At 42.5% G+C, this 17,261-nt stretch carries 13 protein-coding genes and 1 rRNA gene; 12 read left to right on the plus strand and 2 right to left on the minus strand.

The annotated features are described in order from the left end of the window. From rrf to C5745_RS15355, 3 genes are all read left to right on the plus strand, one after another. A 5S ribosomal RNA gene (gene rrf, locus C5745_RS15345) occupies positions 1-87 on the plus strand; the annotation flags it as partial. 126 nt (positions 88-213) lie between these two features. After that, the gene (dnaG, locus tag C5745_RS15350) at positions 214-2,199 is read left to right on the plus strand and encodes a DNA primase (RefSeq protein ID WP_105717894.1); all 1,986 of its coding nucleotides are present in this window, start codon (positions 214-216) and stop codon (positions 2,197-2,199) included. A gap of 59 nt (positions 2,200-2,258) precedes the next feature. Beyond that, on the plus strand, positions 2,259-3,320 hold the full coding sequence (locus C5745_RS15355; RefSeq protein ID WP_105717895.1) for a glutaminyl-peptide cyclotransferase: 1,062 nt from the start codon (positions 2,259-2,261) through the stop codon (positions 3,318-3,320). Positions 3,321-3,349: 29 nt separating this feature from the next. Here the strand turns inward: C5745_RS15355 and def are convergent, their stop codons facing one another. Continuing rightward, entirely contained in the window at positions 3,350-3,952 is a 603-nt protein-coding gene (def, locus tag C5745_RS15360; RefSeq protein ID WP_105717896.1) for a peptide deformylase, read from the minus strand. Between the two features lie 166 nt (positions 3,953-4,118). On the opposite strand from def, the gene ruvX reads away from it, so the two are divergent. Both ruvX and ybeY read left to right on the plus strand, forming a co-directional pair. Next, a complete protein-coding gene (ruvX, locus tag C5745_RS15365) occupies positions 4,119-4,535 on the plus strand; it encodes a Holliday junction resolvase RuvX (RefSeq protein ID WP_105717897.1) in 417 nt (138 codons plus the stop codon). Between the two features lie 2 nt (positions 4,536-4,537). Continuing rightward, on the plus strand, positions 4,538-4,972 hold the full coding sequence (gene ybeY / locus C5745_RS15370) for an rRNA maturation RNase YbeY (RefSeq protein WP_105717898.1): 435 nt from the start codon (positions 4,538-4,540) through the stop codon (positions 4,970-4,972). 74 nt (positions 4,973-5,046) lie between these two features. On the opposite strand, the gene C5745_RS15375 is transcribed toward ybeY, so the two are convergent. Further along, entirely contained in the window at positions 5,047-5,466 is a 420-nt protein-coding gene (locus tag C5745_RS15375; RefSeq protein ID WP_105717899.1) for a nucleoside-diphosphate kinase, read from the minus strand. Between the two features lie 134 nt (positions 5,467-5,600). On the opposite strand from C5745_RS15375, the gene C5745_RS15380 reads away from it, so the two are divergent. The 7 genes from C5745_RS15380 to C5745_RS15410 all read left to right on the plus strand — a co-directional run bounded on the left by C5745_RS15380 (position 5,601) and on the right by C5745_RS15410 (position 17,258). Then, the gene (locus C5745_RS15380) at positions 5,601-6,047 is read left to right on the plus strand and encodes a MarR family winged helix-turn-helix transcriptional regulator (protein WP_105717900.1); all 447 of its coding nucleotides are present in this window, start codon (positions 5,601-5,603) and stop codon (positions 6,045-6,047) included. Between the two features lie 74 nt (positions 6,048-6,121). Then, a complete protein-coding gene (locus C5745_RS15385; protein ID WP_105717901.1) occupies positions 6,122-8,548 on the plus strand; it encodes a 3-hydroxyacyl-CoA dehydrogenase/enoyl-CoA hydratase family protein in 2,427 nt (808 codons plus the stop codon). A 7-nt stretch (positions 8,549-8,555) separates the two neighbouring features. After that, positions 8,556-9,731, plus strand: coding sequence for an acetyl-CoA C-acyltransferase (locus C5745_RS15390; protein WP_105717902.1), 1,176 nt, complete (start codon positions 8,556-8,558; stop codon positions 9,729-9,731). Positions 9,732-9,746: 15 nt separating this feature from the next. Continuing rightward, positions 9,747-11,528 (plus strand): acyl-CoA dehydrogenase family protein, encoded by a 1,782-nt coding sequence (locus tag C5745_RS15395; RefSeq protein WP_105717903.1) that lies wholly within the window; start codon positions 9,747-9,749, stop codon positions 11,526-11,528. Between the two features lie 268 nt (positions 11,529-11,796). After that, positions 11,797-14,388: a TonB-dependent receptor gene (locus C5745_RS15400; protein ID WP_105717904.1), complete on the plus strand. Its 2,592-nt coding sequence runs from the start codon at positions 11,797-11,799 to the stop codon at positions 14,386-14,388. A gap of 100 nt (positions 14,389-14,488) precedes the next feature. Continuing rightward, complete coding sequence (locus tag C5745_RS15405; protein ID WP_105717905.1) at positions 14,489-15,922, plus strand: phytoene desaturase family protein; 1,434 nt, start codon at positions 14,489-14,491, stop codon at positions 15,920-15,922. A 79-nt stretch (positions 15,923-16,001) separates the two neighbouring features. Then, positions 16,002-17,258, plus strand: coding sequence for a YeiH family protein (locus tag C5745_RS15410; RefSeq protein ID WP_105717906.1), 1,257 nt, complete (start codon positions 16,002-16,004; stop codon positions 17,256-17,258). Positions 17,259-17,261 lie beyond the last annotated feature (3 nt).

Here is a 17,261-nt window from a genome sequence, read left to right on the forward strand (position 1 = left end):
ACCTCTTCCCATTCCGAACAGAGCAGTCAAGCCCGCCAGAGCCGATGGTACTGCCGTAAAAGGTGGGAGAGTAGGTCGGTGCCGATTTTTATACAAAGCCCCTTCAGATTACTGAAGGGGCTTTTTTGTTTGGAACATGCCGTTGCTCATCATGTAATACTCGTTACTAATTATTATTTTTGTATAATCACTTTATCATTTCACGGATAATCTATGATAAAAAAAGAAACCATTGAGAAAGTTTTAGATGCAGCTAGGATAGAAGAGGTAGTAGGCGACTTCGTGGATTTAAAGAAGCGTGGAACGTCCCTCATTGGTAATTGCCCTTTTCATAACGAAAAAACACCATCTTTTCATGTTTCGGTACCCAAAGGTATTTATAAATGCTTTGGTTGTGGTGCAGGGGGAGATGCGCTTAAATTTGTTATGGAATTGGAGAAGTATTCCTATCCCGAGGCCATACGTTATTTAGCAGACAAATATAGTATCCCGGTAGAGGAAGTCGAACGTTCTCCCGCGCAGCTTGCGGCTCAAGATAAGCGAGAAAGTTTGTATGTACTTAGTGCGTGGGCAGGAAAGTATTTTAAAGAGCAACTCTGGAACACCCCTTCAGGACAAAGCATAGCATTAACTTATTTTAAAGAACGGGGTTATCAGGAGAGTATCATAACTAAATTTGACTTAGGTTATTCTCCCGATCAATGGACGGCTCTTTCAGAAGCCGCTGTCGAAAGTGGTTTTCATAAAGATTACCTAAAAGAAATTGGACTTGCCATTGAACGAGATGATAACAGTCTTTACGACCGTTTCAGGGGACGGGTTATCTTCCCTATTCATAATTTAACAGGGCGTGTCATCGGTTTCGGGGGGCGTACATTGAAGACAGAGAAAGCTGTCCCCAAATACGTTAACTCTCCCGAAAGTGATATATATCACAAATCTGATGTTCTGTACGGTCTTCATTTTGCGAAGAAAGCGATTAAGGATAACGACGTATGTTATTTGGTGGAGGGTTATGCTGACGTCTTATCTATGCACCAAGCTGGGGTAGAAAACGTAGTGTCTTCTTCTGGCACTTCTTTAACCTCCGGTCAAATTCGCCTTATTTCTCGCTTCACGAATAACGTCGTTATTTTGTATGATGGAGACGCGGCTGGCATCAAAGCATCTTTACGCGGAACGGATATGCTGCTAGAAGAAGGGCTTAACGTGAAAGTGTTGTTGTTTCCAGATGGAAACGACCCTGATTCTTATATTCAGCGTTATGGCTCTACGGCATTTAAAGAACATATTGTTAAGCATCAGGAAGATTTTATTTTTTACAAAACAAATATCTTATTAAAAGATACGGACGGTGATCCTATTAAACGTGCGGAGGTCATTAGAGAAGTGGTAGAGAGTATTGCTTTGATACCTGATGAGATTAAGGTTTCGGTCTTTATCCAGCAATGTTCGCATTTGCTAGATATCGAAGAGCGTGTATTACTGACCGAGTTGAATAAAATACGCATTCAGAAGGCAAGAGCACAGGATAGAAAGGTGCAGCATGCATCTAAAACTTCCAATGAGGATGCTCCCATGGATATGCCGCCTGCCGATTTCTTTTTGACTGATGAAGAACGTACTCAAGGGGTGTCTTCAGCAGGAGAAGGGGCACAGGCTATTACATCCGACATCTTGCAAGAAAGAGAAATTGTACGTATTTTATTGAATTATGGTGCCGAGCTTGCTGTATGGGAGGGGGATGGGGACATTCCCATAGCTCCTTTGCTCTTAAATGCGTTGGATGATATTGTTTTTGACGATAGAGCAAGTGCATTTATTGTTAACACGTTTAAACAGCAAGCGGAGTCTTTTGAGATTCCAGATACGAAGTATTTCTTCTCGCACGAAGATAAGGACGTACAAGATTTAGCTATTACGTGCGTAACGACGCCCTATGAGCTTAGTCCGAATTGGAACGATGAGAAGCGAAAAATTTATGTCCGCGAGGAACGGGAGCATCTTCGAGAACTTACTATGCAGGCCATTTACCGCATAAAGAAGAGAAAAGTAGAGAAAGAAATGATCAGAATTAGAGAAGAATTGAAGACAACAGTTAGCGGAGAAGATATCGAGATTTTATTAGCCAAATATCAAAAGTTGAAAGAGGCAGCGAAGGTGTTGGGAGATTTTTTGGGAAATATTGTAGTGAAATAGCTGGTGGGCAGGGGTTGTCATTTTATTTCTGTAAATTGGCTGCGCAATACGGAAGAACAATGAAAGTAAATAATATTCTAGTTTTTATAGCGATCGTTATCGTGTTTATGACAGGATGTAAGTCGCAGAAAAAGTTTGAGTTTTTGTCACCTAAATCCGGTGAGACAATTATTCTTGGACAAAAAGTTGCTGTGCGTATGCATTTTCCGGACAGTGCCATAGACTCTGTTGTATATTCGGTAGATGGACAAGTTATTGAAAGAAAGCAGGATACGACACAGGTTCTTTTAGATACAGAATCTATTGGTCTTGGAGCACGTAATTTGGTGGCCAAGCTCTACCGAGAAGGAAAAGAGGATGTGGCATTTAGTAACGTAACCATCTTACCAGAATCGCCGCGTCAATATACGTTCGAAATTGTCAATGAATATTCCCATGATACAACGGCGTTTACACAGGGCCTGGAGTTTGAAAATGGTTTTTTGTATGAATCTACCGGTGCTGGAAATGATCTGATATCGTCACTGAGGAAGGTAGAGCTTACTACTGGAAAGGTTATACGGAAGAAAGAAATCGTAGGAACCGATGCGTCTGGCGAACCCTATTTCGGCGAGGGAATGACGATTGTGGGAGACAAGATTGTAATGCTAACGTGGCGCAATAAGCTTGGGTATGTGTTTAATAAGGATACGTTTGAGCAGGTTGCAACATTTAATTATCAACAGAGTACACAAGGGTGGGGATTGTGCTACGACGGAAAAAGACTTATAAAGACCGATAGTTCCAATAAATTATATTTTCTAGATCCTAATACCTATCAGGAAATGGGCTTTATCCCTGTTTATGACCATAATGGCGCTGTTGATTACATTAATGAATTAGAGTTTATTGACGGAAAAATCTATGCCAATATATATGGAAAAGATATAGTAGTTATCATCAATCCTGAGACAGGCGCGGTTGAAGGACAGATAAACTTTGTGGGCCTGTATAAGAATGCGCAGCGAGGCGCGGTAGATGAGGAAATGAACGGGATCGCTTATGACGAGGTAGGCAGGCGATTATTTGTTACGGGTAAACAGTGGGACAAACTCTACGAGGTCAAAATCATAGAACGCTAAAAGGAATACGACTTACTTACTATATTTTTTTAAGGAATAAAAGTCCCGTTTTGAATTGAAAATTCGATGTTTTCATTTAATATCAGAACATCTTCAGATAATTGTTCCTCCAATCTATCGGGGTAAAGTATGCCATGCAAATGATCTATTTCATGTTGAAAAATGACTGCAGTAAACCCCTCAATCAATTCTTCGACCGGACTGCCGGTTTTGCTATTTATATACTGAATTTTGATAGCGTAATGGCGAATAATGTCCTCTTTTCTGTCGGGAATAGAGAGGCAACCTTCTGTCCCTTTTCTTAAAAGCTGTGAATGCCATATAATTTTCGGATTAATATAGAACTCGAACGGTTGATCGATCTTGTCAAAACGTTGGACCCAAATAAGGTTTCTATTAATACCCACTTGGGGTGCAGCAATGCCGACACCCTGATGGCTAGTATGTTGTACGGTAGCAAGCATCCGATCGCGAAGTACATCTAATAAAGGAGCATTGTATTGGATTTCGGTTGACGGTTCGTGGAGCGTTATCTTTTCTTTTGCGACGGTTGTTTGCAACACATGCATTTTCTCGCCCATTTCACCAGATAGTATTAATTTATTTTCGTGTTTTGTGAAGTATCTGTCCATATCAGCTGTTGAGCATCTTGACTTTTTTGCTTACGTTGCTAAAACCAAACCTACACAAATTCGTTTTCATATGCAATATAATATAACGGCTTATGTTTTAGACGAGAATAGATACCCAGCAAAAAGCTCGTTAAGGATTTGTATTTTTGTGTTCAAATAAATAGATATGCGCATCATGGCTTTTGATTATGGGACGAAAAGAATAGGCATCGCAGTTACTGATCCGATGCAGCTTATTGCAACTTCTTTAACGACCATTCATCCACAAGAGATCTGGACGTTTTTAGCGGATTACCTCCAACAAGAACAGGTAGAAACGTTTGTCGTGGGCAAGCCGTTACAGATGGATGGGACGGCGTCACAGTCAGCACAGCATATTATTGGATTTATGCGGAAACTAAAAAAAGTGTATCCTAGCATTCCCGTCGTTGAGGTTGACGAACGCTTCACGTCTAAAATGGCGACCAGAGTAATTGCACAAAGCGGTGCGAAACGGAATAAGAGACAAGAGAAGGGCTTGGTCGATACTGTGTCGGCAACTATCATTTTACAAACTTACATGGATTCCAAAGCGTTTTTATAACAATGGCATTAAGAAATATTTCATTTTTCAACGAGGACGTTGATTATAAAATTAAAGATAAACAGAAAATACGGGAATGGATCGGCGTTACAGTTGCGACAGAAGGGTTCGATCGTATCGGCGAATTGAATTTTATTTTGTGCTCAGATGCCTTTCTGCTGGGGATTAATAAGCAATATTTAGGTCACGATACGTATACCGACATCGTGACATTTGATTCTTCGGAAGAGGAGAACGTAATTTCGGGTGATATTTTTATATCGGTAGAAAGGACTAGGGAGAATGCGTTGAAGTTTGGCGTATCGGAACGTGATGAGCTGCATCGCGTTATCATCCATGGGATATTGCACCTATGTGGATATCTGGACAAGAAAAAAAGCGATAAAGAAATGATGACAACCAAGGAAAACGACTATTTAGGCAAACGGATGTTTTAAGGAATGAAATATGTAAACAGGAGAAGGGAAATCGTCAGATTTCCCTTCTCCTAAAGCCGATGCGACTCGAACCTTTAAAATCTCTCGAACTGCGAGAAAAAGAAATTACCTTCGATTTCCGCATTTTCATTCGAATCTGACCCGTGAACGGCATTCGCGTCGATCGATTTTGCATATTTATTGCGGATAGTTCCTTCTGCTGCCTCTGCCGGATTTGTAGCGCCTATGAGTTTACGGAAATCCGCTACAGCGTTATCTTTTTCTAAAATAGCAGCGACGATCGGTCCTGATGTCATAAAGTTAACTAGCTCACCATAAAACGGTCTTTCTTTATGCACGGCATAGAAATCGCCGGCAGTTTTTTTTGTGAGCTGGATGTATTTCATAGCGACAATGCTAAAGCCGTCAGCGATAATATCATTTAAGATAGCACCGATGTGACCGTTTGCTACTGCATCTGGCTTAATCATCGTAAAAGTTCTATTTGTTGCCATATTGATAAATTTTGTGTAAAGATAGGGAATTAGAGGAAAGATGAAAAGCAGCAAAAATATAAACCTAAAAAAATTTGTTTTATCCGAGAGACTTATTATATTTGTTATGCTTGCATAGTAATATAAATCGGATTATGTCCCAAGACAACACCATAGATTATTTTTTAAAAACCTGTTGGCAAACAGTTGCTAACAAGTACAATGTTATTGCCTCACAATTTGGATTCACGCAAGCTGCGGGTTATATTTTAATCAATATACATAAAGAAGGTGCTTCAGTTACTGAAATTGCAAACGCCACAGGTGTAAAGACAACATCGCTATCGCGTGTACTAAACAATTTAGAAACGTTGGGGTTTATCTATAGAGAGGTAAATGCATCCGATAAACGATCGGTAAAGGTATATTTGACACCGTTAGGTGTGGAAAAACGAAAGTTGGCAAAAGATGTTGTTCGGAACTTTAATGAGTTTTTAGAATCTCAAATTCCGGAAGAAGAACGTGTACAATTGATTCAGTCGTTACAGAAAGTCAATACGTTGGCAGCAAATTACCAACTGAAGCGAAAAGAAAAAGGCTAAGATGTTAGACACCAGATGTTAATTAGCTATGCAGGAATCTCCATATTGACATCTAAATACTAAATACTAATAAAATGAATAAACGTATTAAGAAGGTAGCTGTTTTAGGTTCTGGAGTGATGGGTTCGCGGATTGCTTGTCACTTCGCGAACATTGGCATAGAGGTGCTTTTGCTGGATATTGTGCCACGGGAACTTTTACCACCGGAAGAAGCTAAGGGATTAACGTTGGAAAGCCCGATAGTTCGAAATCGAATAGTGAACAGTTCTTTGGATACGGCATTAAAAACCAATCCATCGCCCATTTATAGTAAACGCTACGTAAAACGTATACAAACGGGAAATTTTGACGATAATATGCCTGCTATCGGAACGTGCGATTGGATTATTGAAGTGGTGGTTGAACGATTGGATATTAAAAAAACTGTCTTTGAACAGGTGGAGCGATACCGGAAGACAGGAACGTTGATCACGACCAACACTTCCGGCATCCCAATTCATTTGATGACCGAGGGGAGATCGGATGACTTTAAAGCACATTTTTGCGGAACGCACTTCTTCAATCCACCACGATATTTAGAACTATTAGAGATTATCCCGACCGCTGAGACCAAGCCCGAAGTAGTCGACTTCTTGTTGCATTTTGGAGATAGAATTTTAGGTAAAACTGTCGTGCTATGTAAGGATACGCCGGCTTTCATAGGAAACCGCATCGGGGTTTACTCTATGCTGGCGTTGACACATCTCGTGGAGCAAATGAGTTTGTCTGTGGAAGAGGCTGATAAATATACTGGGCCTGCGATGGGCCATCCCAAATCGGCTACGTTTCGTACAGCGGATGTGGTAGGTTTGGATACATTGGTTAATGTCGCCAAGGGGCTGACGGAAAATGTCCCTAATGACGAAGCGAAAGGAGTTTTCCAATTACCCGCCTATATTAACAAAATGGTAGAGAATAAATGGCTGGGCGAGAAATCAAAACAGGGTTTTTATAAAAAAGTAAAAGACGATAAAGGCAATTCGGTCATTCTTGTGCTGGATTTAAAGACGCTGGAATACAGAGAACAAGAGAAAGTCAAATCGGCAACCCTAGAGGCAACTAAGCCTGTAGAAGACATCCGTGAGCGGATGAAAGTGTACGAGCAAGGTACAGATAAAGCGGGGGTCTTGTTTCGAGCGGTGCATTATCCCTTATTTGAATATGTCTCCCACCGTGTTCCGGAGATTACCGATGACTTTTATCGTATCGATGATGCTATGCGTGCTGGTTTTGGTTGGGAACTGGGGCCGTTTGAGGTCTGGGACGCATTGGGAGTACGGGAAACCATTGAAAAGATTCGTAAAGAGGAGAAAAGATTGCCGGGACAGCGAGGTGAAGTAGCACAATGGGTATATGATATGTTGGAGGCCGGACACGACTCTTTTTATAAAGTGCAAGATGGTGTAAGGCATTATTACCATATAGCCTCAAAATCCTACAAACCAATTCCAGGAACCGAAGATTTAATTGTTTTAGATCATATTAGGGACAGAAAAACCATTTGGAAAAATTCGGGAGTAACCGTTACGGATTTGGGCGACGGTATTATCAATTGTGAGTTTCATACAAAGATGAACACGATTGGTGGAGATGTGATCCAGGGAATTAATAAAGCAATTGATTTAGCAGAAAAAGAATATCGGGGTCTTGTTATTACCAATGATGGTAAAAACTTCTCGGCGGGAGCCAATATTGGAATGATCTTTATGATGGCGGTGGAGCAGGACTATGATGAATTGAATATGGCGGTGCGTATGTTCCAAAATACTGCCATGCGGATCCGCTATTCGTCTATTCCTGTTGTCGTGGCACCGTTCCAGCTTACACTTGGTGGCGGGTGTGAATTTTCGATGCATGCCGATTTTGTACAATTGCACGCCGAGACCTATATGGGATTGGTGGAATTTGGAGTCGGCGTTATTCCGGGTGGAGGTGGCTCCAAAGAGTTTGCGGTTCGAGCTTCAGATGAATATAAACCTGATCAAATTGTACAGAATACCTTAAAAGATCGCTTCTTAACGATAGGGCAAGCGAAAGTATCGACTTCTGCTGTAGAAGCTGCAGAGCTCGGTTACTTACAGGAGGGCAAATATGCCATTACCATGAATCGTAAACGGCTGTTGGCGGATGCCAAGGCAAAAGCTTTGGAGCTTGCGAATGCGGGATATATACAGCCAGCGCCACGAACGGATATTAAAGTACTCGGAAATCAAGGATTAGGAATAGTGTACGTTGGGGCATCTTCCATGCGGGAAGGGAATTATATCTCTGACCATGATAAGAAGATTTCCGAAAAGTTGGGATGGGTAATGTGTGGTGGAAACCTATCAGAACCTACTGAAGTGTCCGAGCAGTACTTACTCGATATGGAACGAAAAGCGTTTCTAGAGCTATGCGCGGAGCGTAAAACGTTAGAACGAATACAGCATATGTTGACGAAAGGGAAACCTCTTAGAAATTAGTAGAAACATGGAAGCATACATTATAGCAGGATACCGCACAGCAGTAGGGAAGGCTCCGAGAGGTGGCTTTCGTTTCATGCGTGCCGACGATTTAGCGGCAACAGTTATCAAACACTTGGTGACAACTATGCCGCAATTGGACGTAGCGAAAATTGATGACGTCATTGTGGGTAATGCCATGCCAGAGGCGGAACAGGGATTAAATGTGGGACGTCTGATTTCGTTGATGGGACTTGATACGGATAAAGTACCGGGTGTAACGGTAAATCGGTACTGTGCATCAGGGTTGGAAACGATTGCTACAGCTACAGCGAAGATTAAGGCCGGTATGGCTGATTGTATCATCGCCGGTGGGGTGGAAGTCATGTCGGGTATGCCCTTTGGCGGTTGGAAAATTGTGCCAAACGCAGTAATAGCGAAAAAGCATCCCGATTGGTATTGGGGGATGGGGCTAACAGCGGAAGCCGTTGCAAAAGAATTTAATGTTTCGCGTGAAGATCAAGATGCCTTTGCATTAAGATCACACCAAAAGGCGATTGCAGCGATTAAAAATGGGCATCTGAAAGACGGAGTTGTACCGATTACAGTGACCGAAAATTACGTAAAGGATAATAAAATCGCTATGCGCGAATATGTCGTAGATACAGATGAGGGGCCGAGAGCGGATTCTTCTGCGGAAGCGTTAGCAAAGTTGAAGCCGGTCTTCGCGACAGGCGGTTGTGTTACGGCGGGGAACTCATCACAAACATCTGACGGCGCAGCTTTTGTTATGGTGGTGTCAGAAAAAATGCTAAAGGAATTGAATGTTAAACCGATAGCACGTTTAGTGAGTTATGCTGTCGCAGGCGTACCGCCACGAATTATGGGAATAGGCCCAATATCCGCTATTCCAAAAGCGTTGGAAATGGCGGGATTGCAAAAAGAAGACATAGACCTGATCGAACTGAATGAAGCATTTGCTTCTCAATCCTTAGCCGTTATCCGAGAACTGGGGTTGGATGAAAGAAAAGTAAACGTCAATGGCGGAGCAATTGCTTTAGGGCATCCCCTGGGTTGTACAGGGGCTAAATTGACGGTACAGATCTTGAACGAGCTAAAACGCCGTGAGAAAAAATATGGTATGGTGACGATGTGTGTCGGAACGGGACAAGGAGCGGCAGGAATATTTGAGATGTTAGATTAAGGGATATATAAACAAATGGAAACAAAAGCTATTAAAGGCGGCGAATTCGTGATCCGCGAAACTTCCTATACGGATGTTTTTATTCCAGAAGAATTTGATGAAGAAGCGAAAATGATTCGTCAGACTTGTTTGGATTTTCTTGACACGGAAGTGTTGGATAAGCTGGACAGAATTGACGCACAAGAAGAAGGTTTGATGCAGGGCCTTTTGGATAAAGCAGGAGAGCTGGGGCTATTGGGTGTGTCTATCCCTGAGCAATATGGAGGATTTGGTAAAAACTTCAATACTTCTATGCTGGTCGGCGAGGCAGTGGGTGGCGGCTATTCTTTTGCCGTGGCACTGTCGGCACATACCGGTATCGGCACATTACCCATCTTATATTACGGAAACGATGCACAAAAAGAAAAGTATATTCCGAAGTTAACAACAGGAGAATGGAAAGCAGCCTATTGTTTGACGGAACCTAACGCGGGGTCTGATGCGAATTCGGGCCGCTCCTCAGCAAAATTAAATGCAGAGGGAACACATTATCTGCTCAACGGGCAAAAAATGTGGATTACAAACGGTGGATTCGCCGACGTATTCATTGTATTTGCAAAAATTGATGACGACAAGAACCTCAGTGCTTTTATTGTAGAAAGAGATTTTGGGGGCATTACGATGAATCCAGAAGAACATAAAATGGGCATCAAAGGATCGTCGACAAGACAAATATTCTTTAATGATTGTCCTGTTCCGGTAGAGAATCTGTTGTCTACAAGGGAAAATGGCTTTAAGATTGCAGTTAATATTCTAAATATTGGCCGCATTAAATTAGGCGCCGCTACCATTGGTTCTGCTCGTTCCGTCGTTACACAAGCTGTAAAATATGCCAATGAACGTGTACAGTTTAATTTGCCTATATCCAAGTTCGGGGCCATTCGTCACAAATTGGCGGAGATGGCTATTCGTTTATACGCTAATGAATCGGCGGCTTATCGGGCGGGACAAAATATTGATGATGCTTATGCTGCACTTGTCGCAGACGGCATGGACGAGGCTAAAGCCAAGTTGAAATCCACAGAACAGTTTGCCATAGAATGTGCGATTATCAAAGTATGGTGCTCGGAGATGCTGGATTATGTCGTTGACGAAGGTGTACAGATATACGGAGGTATGGGCTACTCAGCTGAGGCTCCGATGGAAAGAGCTTACCGCGATTCACGGATTAATCGGATTTTTGAGGGTACTAATGAGGTGAATCGCTTATTGGTAGTGGATATGTTGTTAAAACGTGCTATGAAAGGCGAGCTCAATTTGATGGGGGCTGCAACGGCTGTTGCAAACGAGCTGATGGCTATTCCTGACTTTGGGGAAGAAGATACAGCTGTTTTTGCTGCTGAAAAGAGAATCATCGCAAACTTGAAAAAAGCCGGTTTAATGGTAGCGGGTGCTGCAGTACAAAAACTGATGATGAGCCTATCGAAAGAGGAGGAGATATTGATAAATATTGCAGATATCATTGGTTATGTTTATGTGGCAGAATCAATATTATTGCGAGCGGAGAAAATTTATCACACCCAAGGTGAGCATGTTGCTACTTTCCCGTTAGATATGGCGAGGGTGTATTTATATACCACGTTGGACAAAGTAGCCACAGCCGGAAAAGAGGCGCTTTACGCTTTTGCAGAGGGAGATGAGCTGAATATGATGATGGTCGGTCTGCGACGATTTACGAAAGCAGCGCCGTTCAATACAAAAGAAGCGCGTCAGCGTATCGCAAGGAAAATGATTGAAGAGAATAAATATTGCTTTTAATACGTGTTTTGGTTGATGGGCCTGTCACGGATATGTGGCAGGCTTTTATTTTTATTAAAATAAAATCTATCGATTTAGTAGTCTTTATTGAAATGTTTTTATATTTGTCTTGTTCGTTCCAATTGGCGTTGGCAACGATAGTAAAAAAAGGCATAAATAAAACGCAGAAAAGGGAAACAGTAATGCTTCCCTCCTGTGTTCAATAAGTAAATTACAAGTTCAATTGGCGTTGGCACTTGTCAGTATTCACTATTAAACACCCGAAAATATGAAAAAATGCGGAGTATTGCGATACTCAACGGCTTTATTGTTTGTTTTTCTAGTCAAACAGTGGCTAGTTGCGCAAGTTCAACCTCAACCGATCATCAACGCTACTTTAGAAGGCGTTGTTGTTGATTCCATTACCAAAGAACCAATTGAAGGGGCAACGATTCAATTAGAGGCCGTTACCCATAGCGTGCGGACAGACCGAAATGGAAAGTTTGTGTTTGTTACCGGTCAGAAATTACCACTCACATTGATTGTCACTGTTGTAGGGTATGAGCAAAAGAGAATTGTTGCGCATACCTCACCGGCAAGCATAGCGTTATCGCCTAAACAGGAGACGTTAGATCAGGTTGTGGTTACATCGCGAAGAAGAAGAGAACAGCTTCAGGATGTGCCTATTCCGGTTTCTACAGTGAGGGCAAGTACCATAGAAGATGCGGGCGCGTTTAATGTTGCTAGAATTAAGGAAATCGTCCCAACCGTACAACTTTATTCCTCCAATCCACGTAATACGACTTTAAATATTAGAGGCTTAGGATCAACGTATGGTCTTACTAATGATGGTATCGATCCAGGCGTGGGATTTTATTTGGATGGCGTCTATATGGCACGTCCAGCTGCAACGGCCTTAGATTTTATCGATATTGAACAAATTGAAGTACTAAGAGGGCCACAAGGAACACTATTTGGTAAAAATACGACGTCTGGAGCTTTTAATATAACCTCCCGTCAGCCCGAATTCATACCTAGCGCAAATTTTGAATTAAGTTACGGAAATTATGGTTATATACAGGCTAAAGTCTCTTTAACGGGACCTTTGGTGAAAGATAAATTAGCCGCACGGGTTTCGTTCTCAGGAACCCAACGAGATGGTACCTTATACAACGTTGCTTCCGATAGAAATATTAATGACATCAATAATTTAGGTGTTCGGGGCCAATTATTGTTTACTCCAAATGATGATTTAAAAATCTCTTTAGCTGGCGATGTAACGAAACAGCGTCCAGATGGATACGGTTGGGGTATTGCTGGGGTCGTTGGGAACCAACGATCAGCCTATAGACAGTTCAACAAAATTATTGAAGACTTGGGGTATGAAATTCCCTATAAAACTGCTTTTGAAAGAAAGGTAGATTTGGATACACGTTCTAGAGCAGATAATGAATTGGGCGGTGTATCGCTGAATGTAGACTATAAAATTGGGACTGGCACGCTGACTTCTACATCGGCTTGGCGTTACTGGGACTGGGTGCCTTTGAATGATCGGGATTACTTGGGTATTCCGGTTTATACTGTTTCTTCCGGCAATTCGGTTCATGATCAATGGTCGCAAGAATTTCGATATTCAGGCAATATTAGTGAAAAGGTAAGTGCCGTTGTTGGCGTTTTCGGCTTATGGCAAGATTTGAGGACGGATCCGGTACACACGGAAGAGGCGGGCGATGCATTGTGGCGTTTTCAACAAAACAACGAATCGGCGACACAATGGGCACCGGGTTTGATTGACAGAGTGGGGATTCGCACGAAATATGGTATCAAAAGCACAAGTGTAGCGGTGTTTTCCCAATTTGACTGGGCTATTACTCCGAAGTTACATCTGTTACCCGGTATACGGTATAACTATGATAAAAAAGTAGCCGATTACGACCGAACAAAATATATTGATAATTCAATAGACTATACGCCGGAACAATTTGCAGCGGTAAGCAGTATTTACGCTGACCAAACGTTTGACGTGAATGCAGATGCCGGAAATGTATCGGGTCAATTGTCATTACAATACAGGTTTAATACCAATCACAATGCTTATGCGACCTATTCTAAAAGCTACAAACCGATAGGCATTAATGTCGGCGGCCTGCCGGTTATTGACGGAGAAGTGGCGACCGATTTAGCAGAAGTGAAACCTGAATCTGTTAATCACGTGGAATTTGGTATAAAGACCAGTCCGAGTCGGAATTCTTTCTTGAACCTAACCGTCTATCAGGCGAATATTAAAGATTATCAAACACAAGTGCAGACGCCTGATCCTGGCGTGAACAGGGGGTATCTGGCCAATGCAGAGAAGGTGAGAGTGCAAGGTGTTGAACTGGATGGAAGCGTAAGACCTTGGGAGTTCTTGAGACTAAACGGCGCATTAGCGTATACAGATGGCAGATATGTTTCGTTCACCAATGCCCCCGTTCCCTTGGAAGAGGTTGGAGGCCCAGAGGCCTTTAAAGATGTTTCTGGAGGCGAACTTCCGGGGATTTCGAAATGGTCCTGGTCATTGGCCGCCGAATCAACGGCGAAGGGACGCTTATTAGGGTTAGCGGGGAATTACTTTTTAGGAGCAGATCTTTTTTACCGGTCGAAATTCTCCTCCAGCCCGTCACCATCGCAGTATCTGAATATAGATGCCTATGCTCTACTCAATGCGCGTGTGGGATTTCGCGCAACAATGGGATTATCGGTTATCGTGTGGAGTAGAAATCTAACGAATAAAGATTACTATGAGCAATTGCTCGCTGCTCCAGGTAATTTCGGGCAATATGCTGGGGTAATTGGCGATCCGCAGACGTATGGTGTGACGTTGCGGTATAACCTAAGATAATTGTGCATTCTTCGGAAAGTGGACTTGTGTCATGCATTCCATTCATGCTGCTGATTTTGATGTTAGCTGAAAGTAAGTAACTTAGTAGCGTATTACGTGGATGAGAAAATACGACGCCATTATAATAGGATCCGGCCCGAATGGATTTGCTGCTGCAATTACGTTACAGCGACAGGGACTTTCTACGTTGATTGTGGAAGGCGCTGATACCATAGGAGGAGGTATGCGCACAAAAGAGCTGACCCTGCCAGGGTTTAAGCATGATGTTTGTTCTGCGATACATCCCATGGCACTGGCTTCCCCTTTTATGAGCTCATTACCTCTAAAAGAATATGGGCTGGAATTTATCCAAGCATCCTATGCCGCGGCACACCCTTTGGACAATGGTGATTCGGCCCTACTGTATAATAATGTGGAAGAAACCGCACAAGATTTAGGTGTCGATGGACAGACCTATAAAAAATTGGTTATACCTATAATGAACCAATGGGAAAGTTTGGCCCTTGATATAATGGGACCATTGCGTTTCCCCCGTCACCCGATGGACTTGGCAAGCTTTGGGTTAAAAGCTTTAAAGCCAGCTACGTGGATAGCGTCGTCGTTTAAGACACAAAAAGCAAAAGCATTGTGGGGAGGAGTGACTGCACATGGTATACAACCGTTGTCCAACTGGGCTACCTCTGCCATCGGACTGGTATTGATGGCAGTAGGACATCGTTATGGCTGGCCCATTCCCAAAGGTGGTTCACAGTCCATCGCTGATGCACTGGCAGCATACTATCTTTCACTAGGAGGTGAAATACAAACAGGTTTGTGGGTCAAGAATATAGCACAATTACCGGATCATAAGGCTTTGGTATTTAATATGGGGCCGCGTCAAATTTTGCAGTTGCAAGGTACCGGTTTTTCCGAGACATACAGGCGTTCGCTAGGACGGTTTAAACAGGGGATGGGTGTTTTCAAAATCGACTGGGCTTTATCTGAACCTACGCCTTTCCGGGATGTACGGTGTCAGCAAGCCGCTACGGTGCATATCGGTAATACGTTCGAGGAAATTGCAAATTATGAAAAGAATGCGCACATGGGTAGGACAGGACAAAAACCATTTGTATTATTTGCGCAACCGAGTCGATTTGATTATTTGCGTGCACCCGAGGGGATGCATACCGGATGGGCATATTGCCATGTTCCGAATGGATCTACAGCAAACTTTACTACGCACATTGAAAATCAGATGGAACGTTTTGCACCTGGATTTAAGGACACTATCCTTGCTAAATCGACGATGAATACCGTTGATATAGAGGCATACAACCCTAACTACGTTGGCGGAGACATTAATGGTGGTTTAATGGACATCTATCAGTTGTTTACCAGACCAACGTTGTCTCTTGCACCTTATCGTACGTCGAATAAAAACATATATATCGCCTCGTCTTCTACCCCTCCCGGGGGCGGAGTACATGGAATGGCGGGCTTTCATGCTGCCAAATTACTTTTAAAGGACCATTTTAATGTTGATGTGACGTTATAGCGGATAATTATAATGACCAGTTACGGAATAATACTTATCTTGTTCTCATCATTATTCAACTGTCATAAAAAATATTAACATGTCATCTTCTAAGTTAAGTATTGCGATCAGCGAAGACTGGGTTGTCGTGATACTCGGATTAGCCATCATTTTTTTAGCGCTGTGTGGCATTGTTGTGCCCAAACCAACTTTTTCGTGGAACACGACAGATGTCCTCGTTGGACAAGTTCTTTCGGCAGACAATATATTAGCCGTCGTCATGCAATTTTTGCTGGTGTTTGTTGCTGCGCTGTTGGGAGGTCTCTTGTTAAAAACACCATTAAAGCGTCTATTCGTCGTTTTTCCCTTCATTTTTGTGTTGACAATATTCGCTTTGATAGGGGCGGGTAATAGCACCGTACGGGAATATAACTTAGAAGCGGTTATATTTAGCCTGGGAATCGGTTTGCTAATCGGCAATTTTTTTAAATTACCGATGTGGTTTAAAGAAGCACTTTCCACAGAATTGTATGTAAAAATTGGATTGGTATTATTGGGAACAACTGTCATTTTTGGCGATATATTAAAAGCGGGAGCTTTAGGGCTTATTCAGGCGTTGGTAGTCGTATTATCTGTCTGGTATTTTGCCTTTTGGCTTTGCAGAAAACTGAAGATTGATGAGGAGATGTCTATGATGCTCTCGTCAGCAGTATCCATTTGTGGTGTGTCGGCCGCTATTGCGACTTCTAGCGCCATAAAGGGGGACTCCAAGAAGTTATCTTATGTGGTTTCGCTGGTGTTGATTACTGCGGTACCGATGTTGATTTTTATGCCCTATATCGCAGAATGGATAGATTTGTCGCAGGAGGTTACGGGGGCATGGCTTGGTGGTAGTATCGATACGACCGGTGCGGTCGTTGCATCGGGATCGTTGGTGGGTGAGCGTGCCTTAGAGATCAGTACAATCGTAAAATTTTCTCAGAATGTGCTGCTCGGAATCGCTGCCTTTGCTATCAGTATCTACTGGACATATTCACGTTCCAAAAGCGCGGAACATGCGGAGAAACCGACTTTAAAGATTATTTGGGAACGCTTTCCCAAATTTGTGATCGGATTCGTCTTTGCTTCTCTCTTGTTTTCTTTTGTCATTAGTCCGGAACAAGTAGGCAATGTAAAAGCAGAACTGAAAAGTATTCAAGGCTTGTGGTTCGCGTTAGCTTTTACATCGATAGGTTTGGAAACGAATTTCAAAGAGCTATTTGTACATAATAACAAGAAGCCGCTTTACGCGTTTTTGATCGCACAGGGATTCAATATTATCGTGACCTTAGTGATCGCGTTGTTGTTGTTTGGCTAAGTT

This window comes from Sphingobacterium haloxyli (assembly GCF_002980525.1).
Taxonomy (GTDB): domain Bacteria; phylum Bacteroidota; class Bacteroidia; order Sphingobacteriales; family Sphingobacteriaceae; genus Sphingobacterium; species Sphingobacterium haloxyli.